At 32.6% G+C, this 18,018-nt stretch carries 20 protein-coding genes, 6 tRNA genes, 1 pseudogene and 1 riboswitch; of the genes and pseudogenes, 24 read left to right on the top strand and 3 right to left on the bottom strand.

Annotated elements, in window-relative coordinates; genetic code table 11:
- Positions 1–70 precede the first annotated feature (70 nt).
- The 5 genes from Q0O83_RS08135 to Q0O83_RS08115 all read left to right on the top strand — a co-directional run bounded on the left by Q0O83_RS08135 (position 71) and on the right by Q0O83_RS08115 (position 4,584).
- The gene (locus Q0O83_RS08135; RefSeq protein ID WP_294096059.1) at positions 71–1,828 is read left to right on the top strand and encodes a putative sulfate exporter family transporter; all 1,758 of its coding nucleotides are present in this window, start codon (positions 71–73) and stop codon (positions 1,826–1,828) included.
- A gap of 19 nt (positions 1,829–1,847) precedes the next feature.
- Complete coding sequence (locus Q0O83_RS08130) at positions 1,848–2,096, top strand: hypothetical protein (protein WP_294096058.1); 249 nt, start codon at positions 1,848–1,850, stop codon at positions 2,094–2,096.
- Positions 2,074–2,547: a hypothetical protein gene (locus Q0O83_RS08125; protein WP_294096057.1), complete on the top strand. Its 474-nt coding sequence runs from the start codon at positions 2,074–2,076 to the stop codon at positions 2,545–2,547. Before Q0O83_RS08130 ends, Q0O83_RS08125 begins: the two co-directional genes overlap by 23 nt.
- Before the next feature lie 111 nt (positions 2,548–2,658).
- Positions 2,659–4,212 (top strand): bifunctional UDP-sugar hydrolase/5'-nucleotidase, encoded by a 1,554-nt coding sequence (locus Q0O83_RS08120; protein WP_294096054.1) that lies wholly within the window; start codon positions 2,659–2,661, stop codon positions 4,210–4,212.
- A 12-nt stretch (positions 4,213–4,224) separates the two neighbouring features.
- On the top strand, positions 4,225–4,584 hold the full coding sequence (locus Q0O83_RS08115; protein WP_294096052.1) for an FMN-binding protein: 360 nt from the start codon (positions 4,225–4,227) through the stop codon (positions 4,582–4,584).
- Between the two features lie 63 nt (positions 4,585–4,647).
- On the opposite strand, the gene Q0O83_RS08110 is transcribed toward Q0O83_RS08115, so the two are convergent.
- Entirely contained in the window at positions 4,648–5,295 is a 648-nt protein-coding gene (locus Q0O83_RS08110; protein ID WP_294096050.1) for an OmpA family protein, read from the bottom strand.
- 216 nt (positions 5,296–5,511) lie between these two features.
- Between Q0O83_RS08110 and Q0O83_RS08105 the strand changes: the two genes are divergently transcribed.
- The 19 genes from Q0O83_RS08105 to Q0O83_RS08015 all read left to right on the top strand — a co-directional run bounded on the left by Q0O83_RS08105 (position 5,512) and on the right by Q0O83_RS08015 (position 16,740).
- A tRNA-Pro gene (locus tag Q0O83_RS08105) sits at positions 5,512–5,588 on the top strand.
- 3 nt (positions 5,589–5,591) lie between these two features.
- Positions 5,592–5,667 (top strand) — tRNA-Gly (locus Q0O83_RS08100).
- Between the two features lie 19 nt (positions 5,668–5,686).
- Positions 5,687–5,763, top strand: a tRNA-Arg gene (locus Q0O83_RS08095).
- Positions 5,764–5,767: 4 nt separating this feature from the next.
- Positions 5,768–5,843, top strand: a tRNA-His gene (locus Q0O83_RS08090).
- Positions 5,844–5,863: 20 nt separating this feature from the next.
- A tRNA-Lys gene (locus Q0O83_RS08085) sits at positions 5,864–5,939 on the top strand.
- A gap of 7 nt (positions 5,940–5,946) precedes the next feature.
- A tRNA-Leu gene (locus tag Q0O83_RS08080) sits at positions 5,947–6,029 on the top strand.
- A gap of 70 nt (positions 6,030–6,099) precedes the next feature.
- Positions 6,100–6,834 carry a tRNA pseudouridine(38-40) synthase TruA gene (gene truA, locus Q0O83_RS08075; protein WP_294096048.1) on the top strand — a complete coding sequence of 245 codons (735 nt, stop codon included), beginning with the start codon at positions 6,100–6,102 and terminating at the stop codon, positions 6,832–6,834.
- A gap of 9 nt (positions 6,835–6,843) precedes the next feature.
- Positions 6,844–7,293, top strand: a complete 450-nt coding sequence (locus tag Q0O83_RS08070) for a GNAT family N-acetyltransferase (RefSeq protein ID WP_294096046.1) — start codon at positions 6,844–6,846, stop codon at positions 7,291–7,293.
- An 88-nt stretch (positions 7,294–7,381) separates the two neighbouring features.
- Positions 7,382–7,792, top strand: coding sequence for a Fur family transcriptional regulator (locus tag Q0O83_RS08065; protein WP_294096044.1), 411 nt, complete (start codon positions 7,382–7,384; stop codon positions 7,790–7,792).
- Positions 7,793–7,834: 42 nt separating this feature from the next.
- A complete protein-coding gene (locus tag Q0O83_RS08060; protein WP_294096042.1) occupies positions 7,835–8,203 on the top strand; it encodes a desulfoferrodoxin family protein in 369 nt (122 codons plus the stop codon).
- 18 nt (positions 8,204–8,221) lie between these two features.
- Complete coding sequence (locus tag Q0O83_RS08055; RefSeq protein ID WP_081982926.1) at positions 8,222–8,383, top strand: rubredoxin; 162 nt, start codon at positions 8,222–8,224, stop codon at positions 8,381–8,383.
- A gap of 85 nt (positions 8,384–8,468) precedes the next feature.
- Positions 8,469–9,242: an MBL fold metallo-hydrolase gene (locus tag Q0O83_RS08050; RefSeq protein WP_294096039.1), complete on the top strand. Its 774-nt coding sequence runs from the start codon at positions 8,469–8,471 to the stop codon at positions 9,240–9,242.
- A gap of 9 nt (positions 9,243–9,251) precedes the next feature.
- Positions 9,252–9,830: a uracil-DNA glycosylase family protein gene (locus Q0O83_RS08045; RefSeq protein ID WP_294096038.1), complete on the top strand. Its 579-nt coding sequence runs from the start codon at positions 9,252–9,254 to the stop codon at positions 9,828–9,830.
- 1 nt (position 9,831) lies between these two features.
- Positions 9,832–10,884: a glycosyltransferase family 9 protein gene (locus Q0O83_RS08040; protein WP_294096036.1), complete on the top strand. Its 1,053-nt coding sequence runs from the start codon at positions 9,832–9,834 to the stop codon at positions 10,882–10,884.
- A 52-nt stretch (positions 10,885–10,936) separates the two neighbouring features.
- Entirely contained in the window at positions 10,937–11,683 is a 747-nt protein-coding gene (locus Q0O83_RS08035) for a YebC/PmpR family DNA-binding transcriptional regulator (RefSeq protein ID WP_294096034.1), read from the top strand.
- A gap of 93 nt (positions 11,684–11,776) precedes the next feature.
- A riboswitch (cyclic di-GMP riboswitch) is annotated at positions 11,777–11,852 on the top strand.
- Between the two features lie 78 nt (positions 11,853–11,930).
- A complete protein-coding gene (locus Q0O83_RS08030) occupies positions 11,931–12,353 on the top strand; it encodes a hypothetical protein (protein WP_294096032.1) in 423 nt (140 codons plus the stop codon).
- A gap of 30 nt (positions 12,354–12,383) precedes the next feature.
- Positions 12,384–12,803, top strand: a complete 420-nt coding sequence (locus Q0O83_RS08025) for a DUF4402 domain-containing protein (protein ID WP_294096030.1) — start codon at positions 12,384–12,386, stop codon at positions 12,801–12,803.
- 120 nt (positions 12,804–12,923) lie between these two features.
- Positions 12,924–14,978, top strand: coding sequence for an ATP-dependent DNA helicase RecG (gene recG, locus Q0O83_RS08020; RefSeq protein ID WP_294096028.1), 2,055 nt, complete (start codon positions 12,924–12,926; stop codon positions 14,976–14,978).
- A gap of 52 nt (positions 14,979–15,030) precedes the next feature.
- Positions 15,031–16,740 (top strand): proline--tRNA ligase, encoded by a 1,710-nt coding sequence (locus Q0O83_RS08015; RefSeq protein ID WP_294096025.1) that lies wholly within the window; start codon positions 15,031–15,033, stop codon positions 16,738–16,740.
- 62 nt (positions 16,741–16,802) lie between these two features.
- Here Q0O83_RS08015 and Q0O83_RS08010 read toward each other — a convergent pair.
- Both Q0O83_RS08010 and Q0O83_RS08005 read right to left on the bottom strand, forming a co-directional pair.
- Positions 16,803–17,261: pseudogene (locus Q0O83_RS08010) on the bottom strand (sigma-70 family RNA polymerase sigma factor); the annotation flags it as partial.
- Positions 17,262–17,450: 189 nt separating this feature from the next.
- Positions 17,451–18,018, bottom strand: a 568-nt coding sequence (locus tag Q0O83_RS08005; protein WP_294096023.1) for a transposase, incomplete at its 5' end; no start/stop codon positions are given.

Here is an 18,018-nt window from a genome sequence, read left to right as displayed (position 1 = left end):
TCCCATTAGTCATGTTTACGACTTTGAATTATGGTTCAAAAGCTTGTTAAAAAAACCTAGGGGGTAGAAAATGGAAGCTATTAAAGAGAACGAAAAAAGTTTAAAGGAAACAATATTAGATTTATTTAAGTTTGAGGATTACTGGGCAATATTACTAGCAACAATCTTATTGGTATTTTGTATGTTTATCTATATGGGAGCTAACTCTAACGCTGTGTTAGGAAAGGCTGAAGTATATAATGATATAATGAAGAGTGAAGGCGAGAGAGCTTCGTTTAAAACAGTTGAATGGCATGAAGCACAATTTGATAAAAATGCTCTTACAATAAAAACATCACTTTCACAAAAAGTTAGAGACGTTTTAGGGAAACCTAAAAAGTGGACAACAAACCCTTTAGAGTCTGTGTATCTGAGTGAAAGTGCAGCTTTAGAGAAGGGAATTCCATTTGTTAAAGAGTATGAAGAGCTTAAAAAAGCTACATCTATAATGAGAGAAAATGCTTTAGCTGCTACAGTCTTGGCTGAAGAAAAAAACTTTGCAGATGAAGAGTTAAATAAGGTAGCTACAACATCTGTAGATGAGTGGTTAGTGAGCAGAGATAAAGAGATTAAGCTAAAAGCAAAAGCTATTCAAAAGCCATATAACTTGATACCAAATCTTGTTATTTTATTAGCTGCAATTGGAGTTTACTTTAGTTTTGGTATGAAGAAAATGGGAAGAGATAGAGAAGGGTTCTTACAAGGATTCCCGTTTGTATTTCTATTAGCAACGAGTGCTTATCTTTTAGGAGAGCAAGAAGCACTGAAAGCTTGGGGACTAGGATATGTATTCTGGGGCTTAGTTTTAGGGCTGATAGTTAGTAACACTGTAGGAACTCCTAAAAAGTTACTTGCTGCAGCACAAACAGAGTATTTTATAAAAACAGGATTAATTTTATTGGGATCGACTGTTTTAGTGAATAAAGTTTTATTGATAGGGATTCCAGGAATCTTCGTAACTTGGTTTGTAACTCCTATTGTTCTAGTTTTGACATTCCTTTTTGGAGATAAGGTTTTAAAAATGGAATCGAAGAGTTTAAACATGGTTATGTCAGCAGATATGTCTGTAAGTGGAGTGTCAGCGGCAATAGCGGCTGCAGCGGCTTGTAAGGCGAAGAAAGAGGAGCTTACACTATCTGTAAGTATCTCGATTATGTTTACTGCATTTATGATGATAGCTATGCCTATGTTTATAAAAATGTTGAATATGGATCCTGTTTTAGGTGGTGCTTGGATTGGAGGAACTGTTGATTCAACAGGAGCAGTAGTTGCAGCTGGAGAGTATTTAGGACCTGTAGCAAGAGATGTTGCAGCAACAATAAAGATGATTCAAAATATAATAATTGGTGTTATGGCACTAGGTGTTGCAGCTTACTGGTCTTTAAAAGTTGACACATCTATGGCAGCAGAGAAAGATTTCTCTTTAAAGGGGTCTTTACTTGAAATATGGAATAGATTCCCTAAATTTATTTTAGGATTTATAGGAGCTTCACTGGTATTTTCTGGAATTTACGCTATGTTAGGAGTAGATGGTTCTAAAATAGTTATCGATAAAGGTATGGTTAATGGTTTAATTTCTCCATTACAAGGGTGGCTATTCTGTTTAGCCTTCACAAGTATTGGATTATCGACTAACTTTAGCGAGTTAAGCAAGTTGTTTAAAGGTGGAAAACCAATAACTCTTTATATAGTAGGAAAGATAATCAATCTAGGGGTAACTTTTGGTGCAGCATATCTGATGTTCCACGTAATATTCCCAGACATAACAAAATCACTTATGAGCTTATAAAGATAACCTAGGAGGAGATATGATAAAAAAGTGGATAGCTTTATTTAGTAGCTTTTTATGTATATATTTCTTATGTTTTTCTATTTTACCATTTTTAGATGACGTTTTAGGTTTTAAAGAAGCTCATCAAAAGTTAGCTGAAGAGGATATTGAATCTGGAGCTTGGTATTATATATTTGTAAAGAAGGTAGAGCCAAGTTCAGAAAATGTTAGACATACTCTTATATATTCGAATAGGAGAGAGAATGAGAAAAGAGACGATAGATAAGTTTTTGGAAAAAGAAACAAAGTTAGCTTTAGAGGTTACTTCAAAATTAATAGAAAAACCAAAAGTATCTGTGATGGTAGTTGTATTTCCTTTTCTGTTGATTAATTTTATTCAAGAGTTAAGAGTTTATCGTTATAAAAGAGAGTTTTTTTTAAAAGAATATCTATTTTTAAAAAGATTGGTATGTGATTTTTTAAAGGCAGATGATCTTTTAGATGATGAACTAGAAAAGAGATTAGAAAAAGTTCTAGTGAAAGATGAAAAGTATAAAGAGTTATATTCTTGTCAGATAAAAGAGGGAATGGCAATAAAGAGGTACCTTTCAGGAGAGAGTGAAGAGGTATCTATGCGTTCTAAAGAGATTGAAACTTTAAAGAAAACAATAGAGGTTTTGAATTTGAAGGGGGAGGCTTTAGAAACAAGTCAAAGACTTTTAAATATACTAGTGTAAAATAAAGGTGAAAACTGCATTTATATGCAGTTTTTTCTTTTACAATCTTGTCTAAATATGATAAAATATGTTCGAATTTAATTGAAAACTAGGGTTTATCAGGGAGGAAAAATGAATAAAAATTTAAAAGTTTTTGGGTTAATGGGATTAGTTTTAGCTCTTTCTGCATGTAAGGTGTTACCACCAAAAGATGGAGAGTATGAACTAACTTTAGTTCACGTAAATGATGTTCATGGAAGAGCGATAGAGTCTAAAAATGATGGTGTGGGATTAGCTAGAGTAAGAACTATAGCTAAAGCTTTAGAGCAAGATAAAAAAAATGGTAAAGTTTTATTAATAGATGCAGGAGATACAATGCATGGAACAACTTTTGCAACTTTGACAAAGGGTGAGTCGATGGTTGAAACACTAAACGCTGCTGGATTAGATTATGCAACTTTAGGAAACCACGATTTTAACTATGGACAAGAAAGATTAGAAGAGTTACTTTCAATGCAAAAATATAAAACATTAGCAGCTAACGTTGTAGATAAGACTACAGGAAAGCCAGTAGCTGGAACTTATGATATAAGAAGAATAGATGGAGTTAAAGTTGGATTCTTTGGATTAGCAACTCCAGAAACGTATTTCAAAACAAATCCAAATAATGTAAAAAATATAACGATTGCTGATCCGATTGCGACATCAAAATCAGTGGTTGCTCAAATGAAGAAAGAGGGAGTTAAGTTTATTGTGTTAATCTCTCACTTAGGAGATGACGAAAGTACAGCGAAGCACTTACAAAGTATAGGAGTTGCAGAAGCTGTTCCAGAAATAGATTTAATTATAGATGGACATAGCCATACAGAGTTAAAAGAGAAGAAAGTTGTAAATGGAGTTACAATTGTTCAAACTGGAGAGTACACAAAAAATGTTGGGGTTGTAAAAGTTGACTTTGATAAATTAAAGGATAGAAACTCTGCAATAGATTATACACTGTATACTAAAAATGTAATAATGAATGGAGATAATCCAGTTCCTGAAGATGCGAAAGTAAAAGCGACTATAGATGAAATCTCTAAAAAGCAAGAGATGATAACAAGTGTTAAAGTTGGAGACAACCCAATTTTATTACAAGGGGATAGAGCGTATGTAAGAACAGGAGAAACAAACTTAGCTCACCTTATAACAGATGCAATGGTTTGGAAAACAGGTGCTGATGTTGCTATAACAAATGGTGGAGGAATAAGAGCCTCTATCAATCCAGGAGAAGTAACAGTTGGAGATATAATCAGTGTACTACCGTTTGGAAACTATGTTATAACAAAAGAGGTAAAAGGATCTGATTTACAAAAGGCTGTTGAAAATGGATTGAAATCTTACCCAGAATCTTTAGGAGCGATGGCTCAAGTTTCAGGAATGACAGTTAAGTTTAATGTAAAAAATCCAGCACATAGAAGAGTTTTAGAAATAAAAGTGGGAGATAAGAAGTTAGATCCTAATAAGACGTATGTAGTAGCTACAAATGACTTTATGGCTGCAGGTGGAGATGGATATTCATCTTTAGCTGGAGGAAAAGAGATTGGACACTACCCTGGACTTGATGAAGTATTGATTGAATATATTCAAAAAGTTGGGTTAGAAGGAAGAGATAAGGTAGTTCCAAGATTAATACCAAAAAAATAAAAGGGGTTATAGATGACAAAAGAGGATTTTAGAAAGGTAGCTGTACTTGGATTTATAGGTTTAGGGTTACTTTTAGGGATATATGAATCAAATAGACCAGGACCTATGTTAGTAGAGGGTAGCGGAACAGGATATAATGGAGAATTATCGGTAGAGCTGCAAGTTAAACCGAAAGGTAAAGAGTTTAAAATTATAGGATTAAATGTAAAACATACTGATACGCCACCTATTGCAGATCCTGCTATAGAAACTTTAAAAAATCAGGTTATAAGAAATCAAAATGCTGATTTAGATATCGTTGCAGGTGCAACATATACATCAGAAGGTGTAAAAGAAGCGGTAAAAAATGCAATTGAAAAAATAGGAAAATAAGAAAGAGGACTCTGTTTAGGGTCCTCTTTTGCATCAATTATTTTCTAATTGTTCTGTTAGATATTAATAAGCTGGGAATATTTGAATTTCAACCCTTCTATTTTGAGCTCTACCAGAAGTTGTTGAATTATTAGCAATAGGTCTATCAGGTCCAAATCCGTTTATAGTTATTCTATTAGGGTTTACACCTCTTCTAACAACATAATCAGCAACACTTCTTGCTCTTTTTACAGATAAATCCATATTGTAAGAATAAGCTCCAGTATTATCAGTGTGTCCTGAGATAACTATTCTTGTCTCAGGATATTGATTTAAAACAGCTGAGATATCGTTAAGAGGAGCGTAGAATCCAGTTCCAATAACAGAGCCGTTAGTAGGGAATGTAACTCCACCTGGAAGATTAAGATTTATATAATTTCCTTCATCAGTAACTTTAACTGAAGTATTTTGCAATCTAGCTTGTAACTCTTTTGTTTGTTGATCCTTGTATGCTCCCCATCCTAAACCGGCAAGAGCACCAATACCAGCTCCTATAAGAGTTCCTTTTGTATCTTGACCGATTGCTTGTCCAAGAAGAGCACCGATAGCAGCTCCACCAGCAGTTCCAGTAGTTTTGTTATTTAGATTGTTGTAACCACCGTTAGAAGCAGTACAAGCACCTAAAAGAGAACCAGCTAAAAGCACTGAACAGATAAGTTTTGTATTTTTCATAATAAACCTCCTTAAAGCTAAAAATAGTTATAGATATTATAGAAAATATTTTTATAAAAGTATACAGAATATTATTCTTTTTAAGTAAAATGAATCCTTCTTTTCAAGGGTATTAAAAAAAAATAAAAAAAAATAAAAAAGTTTGTTGACAGAAATTATAATTTGTGATACTATAATTATGTAGCGAGCGAAAGCGAGTTGCAAAAACAAAATAGTCGGAATATAGCGCAGTCCGGTAGCGCACCTGCCTTGGGAGCAGGGGGCCGCAAGTTCGAATCTTGCTATTCCGACCATCTGCGGGAGTAACTCAGTTGGTAGAGTGTCAGCCTTCCAAGCTGAATGTCGCGAGTTCGACCCTCGTCTCCCGCTCCAATTAAATATTTATCAAAATGTGTCTGTAGCTCAGCTGGATAGAGCAACGCCCTTCTAAGGCGTGGGTCAGGAGTTCGAATCTCTTCAGACACGCCATTTGGTGACCGTAGTTCAGTTGGTAGAGCGCCAGTTTGTGGATCTGGTTGTCGCGGGTTCGAGCCCCGTCGGTCACCCCAATAAATAATTTAATAAAGATGCGTCATTAGCTCAGATGGTAGAGCACACGACTTTTAATCGTGTTGTCACTGGTTCGAGCCCAGTATGACGCACCATCTTTTTGCGAGGGTGGCGGAATTGGCAGACGCACCAGACTTAGGATCTGGCGTTTCGACGTGAGGGTTCAAGTCCCTCCTCTCGCACCACATAAGAATTTACAGAGTCTTGATTATTCAAGACTTTTTTTTATATCTAAAAAAGGAAAGGGAGAAAAAATTGGAAAGAAATATAAAGTTAACATATAGTTATGATGGAAGTGAATTTTTCGGATTTCAAAGGCAGCCAAAGCTGAGAACTGTTCAAGGAGAGATTGAAAAAGTTTTAAAAATACTTTTTAAAAAAGACATTGATTTAGTTTCAGCAGGAAGAACCGATAGAGGTGTACATGCGAAGAAACAAGTATCTAACTTCTTTATAGATTCAACAATTCCTCCTCAGAAAATAAAGTATGTATTAAATAACAGTCTACCTAAAGATATAGTAATTTTAGATGTAGAGGATTGTGATGCAGATTTTAATTCGAGATTTTCAGCTAAATATAGAGCTTATGAATACTATTTAGGAGAGGAAAGAAATCCTTTTCAATCTAGGTATGTAACTTTTGTTGATGAAAAACTAGATTTAGATAGATTAAACTCTATTGTAGCTCCTTTGGTAGGAGTTCATGATTTTTGTAACTTTAAACTTGCGGATTGTTCTAGTAGAACTTCTGAAAGAGAGATGTTTGAGGCTAGATTTGAAAGAGTAGATGAAAAAACGGTTAAGTTATATGTGAAAGCAAATGCTTTTTTAAAATCTCAAATAAGAATAATAGTAGGAACAATTTTATCTATTTATTTTAGAAGAAGACCTGAAAATTATATGATAGAGATGTTAAATGATCCAAATGGAAAATATATAAAAGATGTAGCAGAACCAAATGGGCTTCATCTATGTGATATCGGATATTAGGAGGATTTTATGAAGATAGTAGAGGTTAATCCAGAAGATCGAGAGTTGATAGAAAAAATATATCAAAATGAGATAGATAGTTTTGGAGTGATGGGCGGGGCTGATATGTGGATGATTATGAGTTTTATTCGTTATGGAAAACTTTATGTCTTATTAGATAATAAAGGTAAACTTTTATCAGTAGCTCAATATCAAGCTATATTAGGAAAAAACGCAGTTTTCCTATATGGGTTTTCAACTCCAGAATTGCAAAGAGGAAAAGGTTATGGAAAGAGATTATTAGAGTTGTCACATGAGGCACTAAGAAAAAATGATATTGAAAAAATCTATTTAACAGTAGACCCTAAAAACTTACCAGCAATATCTATGTATGAAAAAGCGGGTTATAAAATAGAAGAGTTACAAAAAGATGAATATGGTAAGGGTATAGATAGATATTTGATGGTCAAAATATTCTAAAGACATCTTGACAAAAATACTAAAAAAGTGTATATTAGATTAAAAAGAATAGTTACAAAATTGTAACAGTTTCAAAAAGGAGATTATTATGTATGTTGAAAATATAGGAGAGCATTTAAAAATACATGACATAAAGCCTTCATATCAGAGAATGAAAATATTTGAATATTTGTTAGAAAATAAAACTCATCCAACAGTAGATGAGATTTATAAGGCTTTATGCCCTGAGATTCCGACTCTTTCTAAAACAACAGTATATAATACATTAAATCTTTTTATAGAAAAAGGAATAACGAAAGTAATAACAATAGAGGAAAATGAAACAAGATATGATGTAGATGTTCATGTGCATGGTCATTTTAAATGTATAGAGTGTAAAAAAGTTTATGATATTCCAGTGGCTTTAGATCAATTGGTAGTAGATGGTATGAACGGATTTAAAGTTGATGAATATCATGTTTATTTTAAAGGAATTTGTCCACATTGTCAGAATAAATAGTTGGTAAAAAATAAAATATTTTATTAATTGAAGGAGGCTAGAATGAAAGTTTTTGAAATTTTTAAAGTAAAAGAAAATCCAGTTTTATTAGAGGTTTTAATTGCTGATGCAGAGGTTAATGTAGAAGGGTTAGAGTTAGTTCCAGAAAAAACAGAGGATGCATCAACAGAAAAACATGTTCCTTATGTTGAAGAGAAGGAAGATGGGTATTTAGTTAAAGTTGGAAAAGAGGTAGCTCACCCAATGACAGATGCTCATTACATTCAAATAATAGAGATATGTGTAGATGATTTCTTATATAGAAAATATTTAAAGCCAGGAGAAGCTCCAGAAGCTTATTTCAAAGTTCCAAAAGGGGCTAGTGTTTGTGCAAGAGAATACTGCAATATTCATGGATTATGGCATAACTAAAATATAGGGGGAAATAGAATGGGAAAGCATATGAGATGTGTAATATGTGATTATGTTTATGATGAGACGGTTGGAGATGTAGAAAATGGAGTCGCTCCAGGAACAAAGTGGGAAGAAGTGCCAGAGGATTGGGTATGTCCGTTGTGCTATGTAGGTAAAGATCACTTTGAAGAGATGTAAAATATGTAACCTCTTAGCTAGTAGGCTAGGAGGTTTTTTTATGGTATAATATAGACTTAAATAGAGATAAAAGAAAGGGAAAGATATGAGATTAGCAGTGCTAGGAAGTGGAAGTAAAGGAAACTCTATTTTTTTAGAAACTGATAACATAAAATTGCTTATAGATGCTGGGTTCAGTGGGAAAAAAATAGAGGAACAATTGAGTAAAATAAGTGTAGATATTTGTGATATAGATGGGATTTTGATAACTCATGAACATGGGGATCATATACTTGGAGCAGGTATAATCTCTAGAAAATATGATATTCCAATCTATATTACAAAAGAGAGCTATGAAGCGGGAATATTAAAGCTAGGGAAAATAAAATCAGAAAATCTTAGATTTATAGAGGAAGCTTTTTGGGTTGGAGATAGTATGGTTTATCCTTTTGATGTGATGCACGATGCTGAAAGGACTATTGGTTTCAGAATTGAAGAGAGTTCAGGAAGTAAGGTCGCTATAGCTACTGATTTAGGCTATATTGATAACACGGTTAGAGAGGCTTTTAGAGATGTAAATGTGATTGTCATTGAGTGTAATTATGATTATCACAAGCTTATGGAATGTTCATATCCGTGGGAGTTGAAAGCTCGTGTAAAAAGTAGAAATGGTCATCTTTCAAATAATGATTGTGCAAGATTTTTATGTGAGATATATAGTGAAAAAACAAAGATGATATATTTGGCTCATATGAGTAAGGATAGTAATGATCCTAAAATAGCATTTGATGCAGTTAAAGATGAGCTTGTTAGAAATAAAATAGATGTTTCTGTAGAGATTGCAACACAGGACAGATCTACAAAGATAATTGAGTTTTAGGAGGAATTTATGGATGAGATAGAGAGATTATTAGAGGAGTTAAAGTTTGAAGTTGGAGGAACGGATGCTTTAAAGAATACAAAAGAGAAGATAGTTTTAGGAACAGGAAATTTTGCTGGAAATATAATGTTTATTGGAGATGATAATAACTTATATATAGATGAAAATTTAAAAGTAAAATCAGGTTCAAGTGGAGAGTTTTTGATAAAGTTATGTGATATAGTTGGTCTTTCACCTGATGAATACTATATTACGACGTTGACTAAATCAGAAAAAAATTATCGTGAGTTAGAGGAAAGAGATAAAAGAGATTTAAAAGAGTATCTGATGATGCAAATTTCACTGATGAATCCTAAAATAATTGTAGCTTTAGGACAAGATGTAGCTGAACTTCTTTTAGATAGAGAGTTTAAGTTCTTACAAGAGAAGGGTACAGTTTTAAATTGGAGAGGGAATATAGATATTTTGGTAACATATGATGCTAACTTTGCTAAGAAATCTAGAGATGACGGTGGAAAGAGAGCAAAGGTAGCAGTAGAGTTCTGGGGGGATTTAAAAACTGTAAAAAATAGTATTGAGGAGATTTAATATGAAAATATTAGTTGTTAGATTCAAACAGATAGGAGATGCAATTTTATCCTCTGTAATATGCAAAAGTTTGAAAGAGACTTATCCAGATGCAAAGATAGATTATGTTTTATATGATTATGTGGCACCTTTATTTGAACACCAGACTTACTTGAATAAAGTTATATCAATATCTAAGGCTGAGCAGAAGAATCCGTTTAAATATTTAAAAAAAGTTTGGAGTGTGACTAGAGAGGATTACGATATTGTTATAGATATAATGTCTACACCTAAAAGTGAGCTGTTCACACTGTTTTCTAAAAATGCCAAATACAGAATAGGAAGAATGAAGCCTAAAAGAGGATATTCATACACACATAAAATTCCAGAACCGAGTAATAATTTTGATAAAGCTGAAAAATTTTTAAAAATGTTAGAGCCTTTAAAAGAGGATAATGTTGATTTAAAATTAAATAAAAACTATTCGCTTACATTTTTGAAAGAGGAAGTTGAAGAGTTAAAAGAAAGAATGGTTGAAGCTGGTGTTGACTTCAGTAAGATTATAATTCCTTTAGCTATAAACTCAAGAAGAGAAGCTAAAGTTTATCCTATTCATTTGATGAAAGAGGTTGCTAAAAAAATCTTGGATGCTTTTGATTGTCAGATAGTTCTTTATTACTCTCCAGATGAGATGGAGTTTGCTAAAAAGTTTCATGAGGACTTAGGATGGGATAAAAGAGTTATATCGGATATAAAAACAAAAAGTATAAGAGAGCTTGGAGCACTATTTTCTAACTGTGATTTATTTGTTGGAAATGAAGGTGAACCAAGACATCTAGCTCAAGCTATAGATATACCTAGTTTTGCAATATTTAGTCCAAACTCTAAAAAAATGGAGTGGTTATCAAGAGATAATCCAAGACATGAAGGAGTAGAACCTAAAGATATTTTGGTAGGAGATGAATATGAAAAATTATCTTATGAAGAAAAGTATAGTTTGATAACACCAGATAGAGTTTTAGAAGAGGTTGCGAGAAAAATGTTGTTAGTGCCCAAATATATTGAAAAAAACTAGGGGTTATGATAGAATTTAAATAGATATTTTTAAAAAATGAGGAGGAATTTTTGTGGCAGGACATAGTAAATGGTCTAACATTAAGCATAGAAAAGGTGCTCAAGACATTAAAAGAGGAAAAATATTCACAAAGCTAGGAAAAGAGTTAACAATCGCAGCTAAGGAAGCTGGAGGAGACCCTAACTTTAACCCTAGATTGAGACTTGCAATAGATAAAGCAAAGGCTGCTAATATGCCAAAAGATAACCTAGAGAGAGCTATCAAAAAGGGAACTGGAGAGCTTGAAGGTGTAGATTACATGGAGATTAGATATGAAGGGTATGGTCCAGAAGGAACAGCTTTCATAGTAGAGGTTGTAACAGATAATAAAAATAGATCGGCTTCAGAAGTGAGAGCGGCTTTCTCTAGAAGAAATGGAAACCTTGGAACAGATGGTGCTGTTGCTTGGATGTTTGCTAAGAAAGGTGAAATAATCATTGCTGGAGAGGGCTTAGATGCTGATGAGCTAATGATGGCGGCTTTAGAAGCTGGTGCTGAGGATGTTAAAGAAGAGGATGGAGAGTTCACTGTTTTAACAGAGCCTGCAGATTGTAACACTGTAGCAGAAGAGTTAAAGAAAGCTGGATACAATGTAACAGAAGCTGAGGTTTCAATGATTCCTGACAACAAAGTTCAAATCACTGATTTAGATACAGCTAAGAAAGTTATGGCTTTATATGAAGCTTTAGATGATTTAGATGATGTAAATGATGTTTACTCAAACTTTGATATATCTGATGAGTTATTAGAGCAATTATAGAAATAAAAAAACAGAATGATACTATAAATTTTTTCATTTTTTTTGAAGGAATTATTTGACTTTTTTTATTTTTTAATATATTATTATTGTATAAAATAAATAAGGCAAAATAAAGGAAACTTTATGACGCAAAGCTATAGGGTCTTTAAAATGACAGCCAGTTGCAGTTTTATCTTCTTAAGATAATTGCAACTGGTTTTTTTTGCATTTTCAAAACAACTTTATATAAAAAATAGGAGGGAACACTATGAAAAAATTATTAACTTTATTATCTTTAACTTTATCGATGACAGCTTTTGCTGCTCCTCAAGGGAATACGGAAAAATCTGCAGATATGGAAGTAACTGCTAGAGTTATAGCACCTTTAACTATTAATGCAACACCAATGGCTTTTGGAGATATAATCCAAGGAACTACAGCTACAGCTACAGGAACTTATGTTATAACAGGACAACCAGGGGAAACTTTTGAATTTACTATATCTAAAATTGATGAGTTAACAAGTGGAGATAATTCATTAGCTATAAATCTTGCTGGTTTAGATAATATACCAACAACTATTCCTGAAAGTGGAAATTTAACTCACACACTTACAGGAACTTTAAATCCTACTTTAGCTACAGTTGCTGGAGATTATGAAGGAACAATAACTGCAAGAATTCAATATTAAAATATATTTTTTAAGTATTGGAGGGAAAAGATGAAAAAAATAGCATTAATACTAGGAATCTTGAGCTCAGTAGCAGTATTAGCAGGTGACCATAGTGCTACAATGAAAATAAATGCAGAGATAGTTCGTCCATTAAATATTAAATCAAATGGAGATATAGAATTAGGAGCGCTAACAAGAAATGAATATAAAACAGCTGAAAGCTCATTTGAAATAGAAGGTGAAAGTGGAGCATGGGTTCTTGTAGCCATTCAAAGAAACAATGTTTTGACACATAAAAATGATAATAGTATAACAATAGATTACAGTCTTGAATATGGAGATTTATCTAGAAGATTGGATTCGAATGGACTGAATACTTTACCTATGAAAGTTCATATTACAGTGCCAAGTAATCAAGCAGCTGGAGTATATGAAGGTGAAATAGTAGCAGCAATAAGATATAATTAATAAAATTAGTGTGGAGTCTGTAAAGACTCCCATTTTTTTTAGTTTTAGTGGATTTACTTAGAAGATATATTGCTATAAAATCAGATTTCCTTATGCTATAATAAAAAAAAGGTGGTGATTATGATTTATAAAGACATTTATAAGGAGATAGAGCTTTTTAATTTAAAAGGAGTTGCAAAAGCTACATATTCAAAATTAAAGAAACTGAATATAGAAAGTCTATATGACCTTATCTATTATTTTCCTAGAGCATATGATGATAGAACTAACTTAAAAAAAATAGGTGAGTTAAAAGGTGATGAGTATGTTGTATTAAAAGGAAGTATAATGAATGTATCTGCACCTCCTACTAGAAGTGGAATGAAGATGATAAAAGCAACAATAAACGATGGAACTGGATTTCTTGAAGTGGTATGGTTCCAAAGGCCATATTTGAGAAATAGTTTGAAAATTGGAGAGGAATATATCTTCATAGGAAATGTAAAAAGAGGTTACACATTTCAAATGACGAATCCAGAGTTTAGATTATATAAAGGGCAGGAGAATAACGGAGAGATTCTTCCAGTGTACAGTGCCATAAAAGAGTTTACTCAAAATAGTTTGAGAAGAATATTAAAAGAGGCTTTAAAAGAGTATGGAGATTTTTTTGAAGAAAATATTCCCGAAGAGATTTTAAAAAAATATAGTTTGATGAACAGAAAAAAAGCTTTGAACGAAATACACTATCCAAGTAGCTCTAGAAATTTAGAAGAAGCAAAGAGACGTTTTGCAGTAGAGGAACTTTTAGTTTTAGAGATGGGGATTTTACAGAAACGTTTTGAGGTTGATTTGAATAATAGCGGTATCTATAAAATTGAAGGTAAAAAAGAACTTGTTTCAAAATATCTTTCAGAGTTATCTTTTAAATTGACTACAGCTCAGAAGAGAGTTATAACAGAGGTTTATAAAAATTTAAATGCAGGTAAAATTATAAACTACCTAATTCAAGGGGATGTAGGAAGTGGAAAAACGATAGTTGCTGTTTTACTACTATTATATATGGTAGAAAATGGATATCAAGGAGTTTTAATGGCTCCGACTGAAATTTTAGCAACTCAGCACTATCTTTCAATTTATGGAACTTTAGAAAACTTAGGAGTAAAAGTAGAGCTGTTAACTGGAAGTGTGAAAGGTAAGAAAAGAGACGAGCTTTTAAAAAGAATTAGTAGTGGAGAGGTTGATATTATCATAGGAACACATGCTATAATAGAGGAAAGTGTTCAATTTCATAAGTTAGGATTAGTTGTAATCGATGAACAGCATAGGTTTGGAGTACTTCAAAGAAAAAGATTGAGAGATAAAGGTGTTTTGGCAAATTTGATAGTAATGAGTGCTACTCCGATTCCGAGGTCGTTAGCTCTTAGTATATATGGAGACTTAGATGTTGCCGTAATCGATGAACTTCCCCCAGGAAGAAAGCCTATAAAAACAAAGTGGATAAGTGAAGAGATAGACGAAGAAAAGATGTATACCTTTATAGATAAAAAATTAAAAGAGGGAAGACAGGCATATTTTGTGGCTTCTTTGATAGATGAAAGCGATAAGTTATCTGCAAAATCAACAGAGGAGTTATATAATGAGGTTTTGAAAAATCTTCCAGGTTATAGAGTCGGTGTTTTACATGGTCGAATGAGAAATAAAGAGAAAGATGAAGTGATGCATCAATTCAAAAACCATGAACTAGATATTCTTGTTTCAACTTTGGTAATAGAGGTTGGAGTGAATGTACCTAACTCAAGTATAATGGTAATTAGTAACTCTGAAAGATTTGGTTTGGCAACTTTACATCAATTGAGGGGTAGAGTTGGAAGAGGAGAGCATCAATCTTACTGCTTCTTACTATCAACTACAGAAAATGATAACTCAGGTGCAAGATTAAAAGTTCTAGAAAACACTGAGGATGGATTCAAAATAGCTGAAGAGGATTTGCGTCTTAGAAAAGCTGGAGAGATTTTTGGTGTTAAACAGAGCGGTTTAAGTGATTTAAAATTTATTGATATAGTTCATGATGTAAAAACAATAAAACTGGTTAAAGATATCTGCACTGAATACCTGATTAAGAATGAGGGAAAGATAAATCATAAAGTTTTAGAGGATGATATTGATGAAAAATTTAACAAAAGTTTGACCTCATAAAAGATGTTGTGATAAAATATGAGGTAAAATTAATTAAAAGAGTGGAGGAAATATGAGATTAAGTAGATATTATGTAAAGACTCTAAAGGAAACTCCTAAAGAGGCAGAGGTAATCAGTCATAAACTATTACTTAGATCAGGAATGATCAAAAGATTAGCAAGTGGAGTTTACACATACCTTCCTTTAGGTTTAAAAGCTTTAAAGAAAGTTGAAAATATTGTAAGAGAAGAGATGAATAGAGCTGGAGCTCAAGAGATATTCATGCCTGTATTACAACCAGCTGAGCTTTGGAAAGAGAGTGGAAGATGGGATGTAATGGGTGCTGAAATGATGAGAATTCAAGACAGACATTCAAGAGAGTTTGCATTAGGACCAACACATGAAGAGGTAATAACTGATATTATCAGAAACGATATATCTTCATACAAGGCGTTACCTTTAAATTTATACCAAATTCAAACTAAATTTAGAGATGAGAGAAGACCTAGATTTGGACTTATGAGAGGAAGAGAGTTCCTTATGAAGGATGCTTACTCATTCCATGCAACAAAAGAGTCTTTAGATGAAGAGTTCGAAAATATGAAAGCTGCTTACACAAGAGTTTTCGAAAGATGTGGATTGAAGTTTAGAGCGGTTGAGGCTGATTCAGGAGCTATCGGTGGAAGCGGATCACAAGAGTTCCACGTATTAGCAGAATCAGGAGAGGACGAAATCATCTACTGTACATCATGTGAATATGCTGCAAACGTTGAAACAGCAACAAGTGTAATTACTGATATGGAAAAAGTAGAGGCGAAAGAGTTAGAATTAATGGATACGCCAAATGTATCAAAAATAACTGAAATCGCTGAATTCTTAAATATACCAACAGCTCAAACAGTGAAAGCTATGATGTATAAAGATGTTGTAACTGATGAAGTATACATGGTTCTTATCAGAGGAGATTTCGAAGTAAACGAAGTTAAATTAAAAAATATAATCGATACAATCGATGTAGTTTTATTAAACGACGCAGAAATAGAAGAGTTAGGATTAATAAAAGGATTCATTGGTCCAGTTGGAATAGATGAAACGAAAATCAAGTTAATAGCTGATAAGAGTGTAATTGGAATTTCTAATCATACAGCTGGTGGAAATAAAATGGATACACACTATGTAAACGCTAACTATGGAAGAGATTATACAGCTTCAGTAGTTGCTGATGTAAGAACAGTAACTGTTGGAGAGAAGTGTCCTAAATGTGAAGGAGAGCTTGCAAGTGCAAGAGGAATTGAAAGTGGACATATCTTCAAATTAGGAGATAAGTACTCAAAAGCCTTAAATGCAACTTTCTTAGATGTAAACGGAAGAAGCCAAGTTATCGAGATGGGATGTTATGGTATCGGGGTTTCAAGAACTTTAGCGTCATCAATTGAGCAAAATAATGATGAAAACGGAATTATATGGCCATCATCAATAGCTCCATTCGTAGTTGAAGTAATCCCTGCAAATATGAAAGCAGAAGACCAAGTAGCTTTAGCTGAAGAGATTTATAAAGCATTTGGAGATGCTAATATAGATGTAGCTTTAGATGACAGAGACGAAAGAATTGGATTTAAATTTAAAGATGGAGATTTAATTGGATATCCGTTCAAAGTTGTTGCTGGTAAAAAAGCAGCAGAAGGTATCGTTGAATTAAAAATCAGAAGAACAAATGAAACTTTAGAAGTATCTAAAGATGAAGTTGTTTCAAAAGTAAAAGAGTTAATGAAGCAATATTAATAAGAAATGGAGAGCTGTTTAAATAGCTCTCCATTTTTGTTTTTAGGGTGTATAGGAATAAATTACTTCGAATAATTTTGTAGATATGAAATAATTTTCTTTTTTATTCTTTGAATTGTGTTATCTATTTTCTTAGGAGATTCATCTAAAAAAATAGCGATCTCTACATAGCTATATTCTTTACATAGATATTTAAAAACTGTTTTTTCTAAAACACTTAGATTGTCATCTAAAAAAGATGTTAGAAGATTAACGAGTTCTTTTCCTAAAAATATATCCTCAGGAGAATAAAAACCTAAAGATGGAGATGTATAATGAACATTTTCCTCATGAGTTGAGTATCCCTCACCTTGCATAGCTTGATTTAAGTTTTTATATTTATCAGAGTTATGATTTTTAACAGCTGTGATCATCTGTCTTCTAATACATAAATTAGCAAAAGTACTAAAGCAAGCATTTCTAGTTTCATCGTAGGATTTTATGGCTTTCATGAGTCCAATAAAGCCTTCTTGCATAAGATCATCACTATCTCCGTTACCAAATACTTATAAAACTCTATAATTATTTTAATAAAATATATAAAGTCAAAAGTATCATTCCTTTTTCATAGAATTCAATTTTGTCTACATTTAAAGACTACTCTCGTTTTTATAACTCTTCAAAGGCTTAAATTCCCGCATAACGAACGGTACATATTATAGTTTTCTTCTTTAGGAAACTCTATAATTGCTTAAATTTATACTTGCATTTAAATCTCTATCCATAATATGACCACATTCGCATTTGAAAACTCTGTCAGAAAGTTTTAAATCTTTCTTAATAGTTCCACACTTTGAACAAGTTTTACTACTCGGATAAAATCTAGGTACTTGTATAAACTCTATTCCATTAAATTCAGCCTTATATTTCATATAAGTTATAAACTTATAGAAATTTTGTTCAGCTATTGCCTTTGAGAGATGCTTATTTTTCATCATACCTTTCACATTTAAATCTTCCATTACAATTCGAGATGGCTTGGTTTTCACTATCTCATTAGTAATTTGATGAAGATTATTGTTTCGGATATTAGAAATTCTTCTATGAACGAGCCTTATTTTTTTCTCTAGCTTCACGATATTTTGGCTCTTTTCGTAACGGTTATTCACCTCCCGAGATTTTTCATATTTTCGTGAAACTTGTTTTTGTAGCCTTTTCAATTTTTTCTTTAATTTTTTAACAACTTTTTTCTTATTTATATTTTTATATACTTTTCCATCAGAAGTGACAGCTAAATCT

Source organism: uncultured Cetobacterium sp. (genome assembly GCF_945952365.1).
Lineage (GTDB): Bacteria > Fusobacteriota > Fusobacteriia > Fusobacteriales > Fusobacteriaceae > Cetobacterium_A.
Note: the sequence above shows the minus strand (reverse complement) of the source record. Positions and strands in the feature narration are given on the sequence as shown.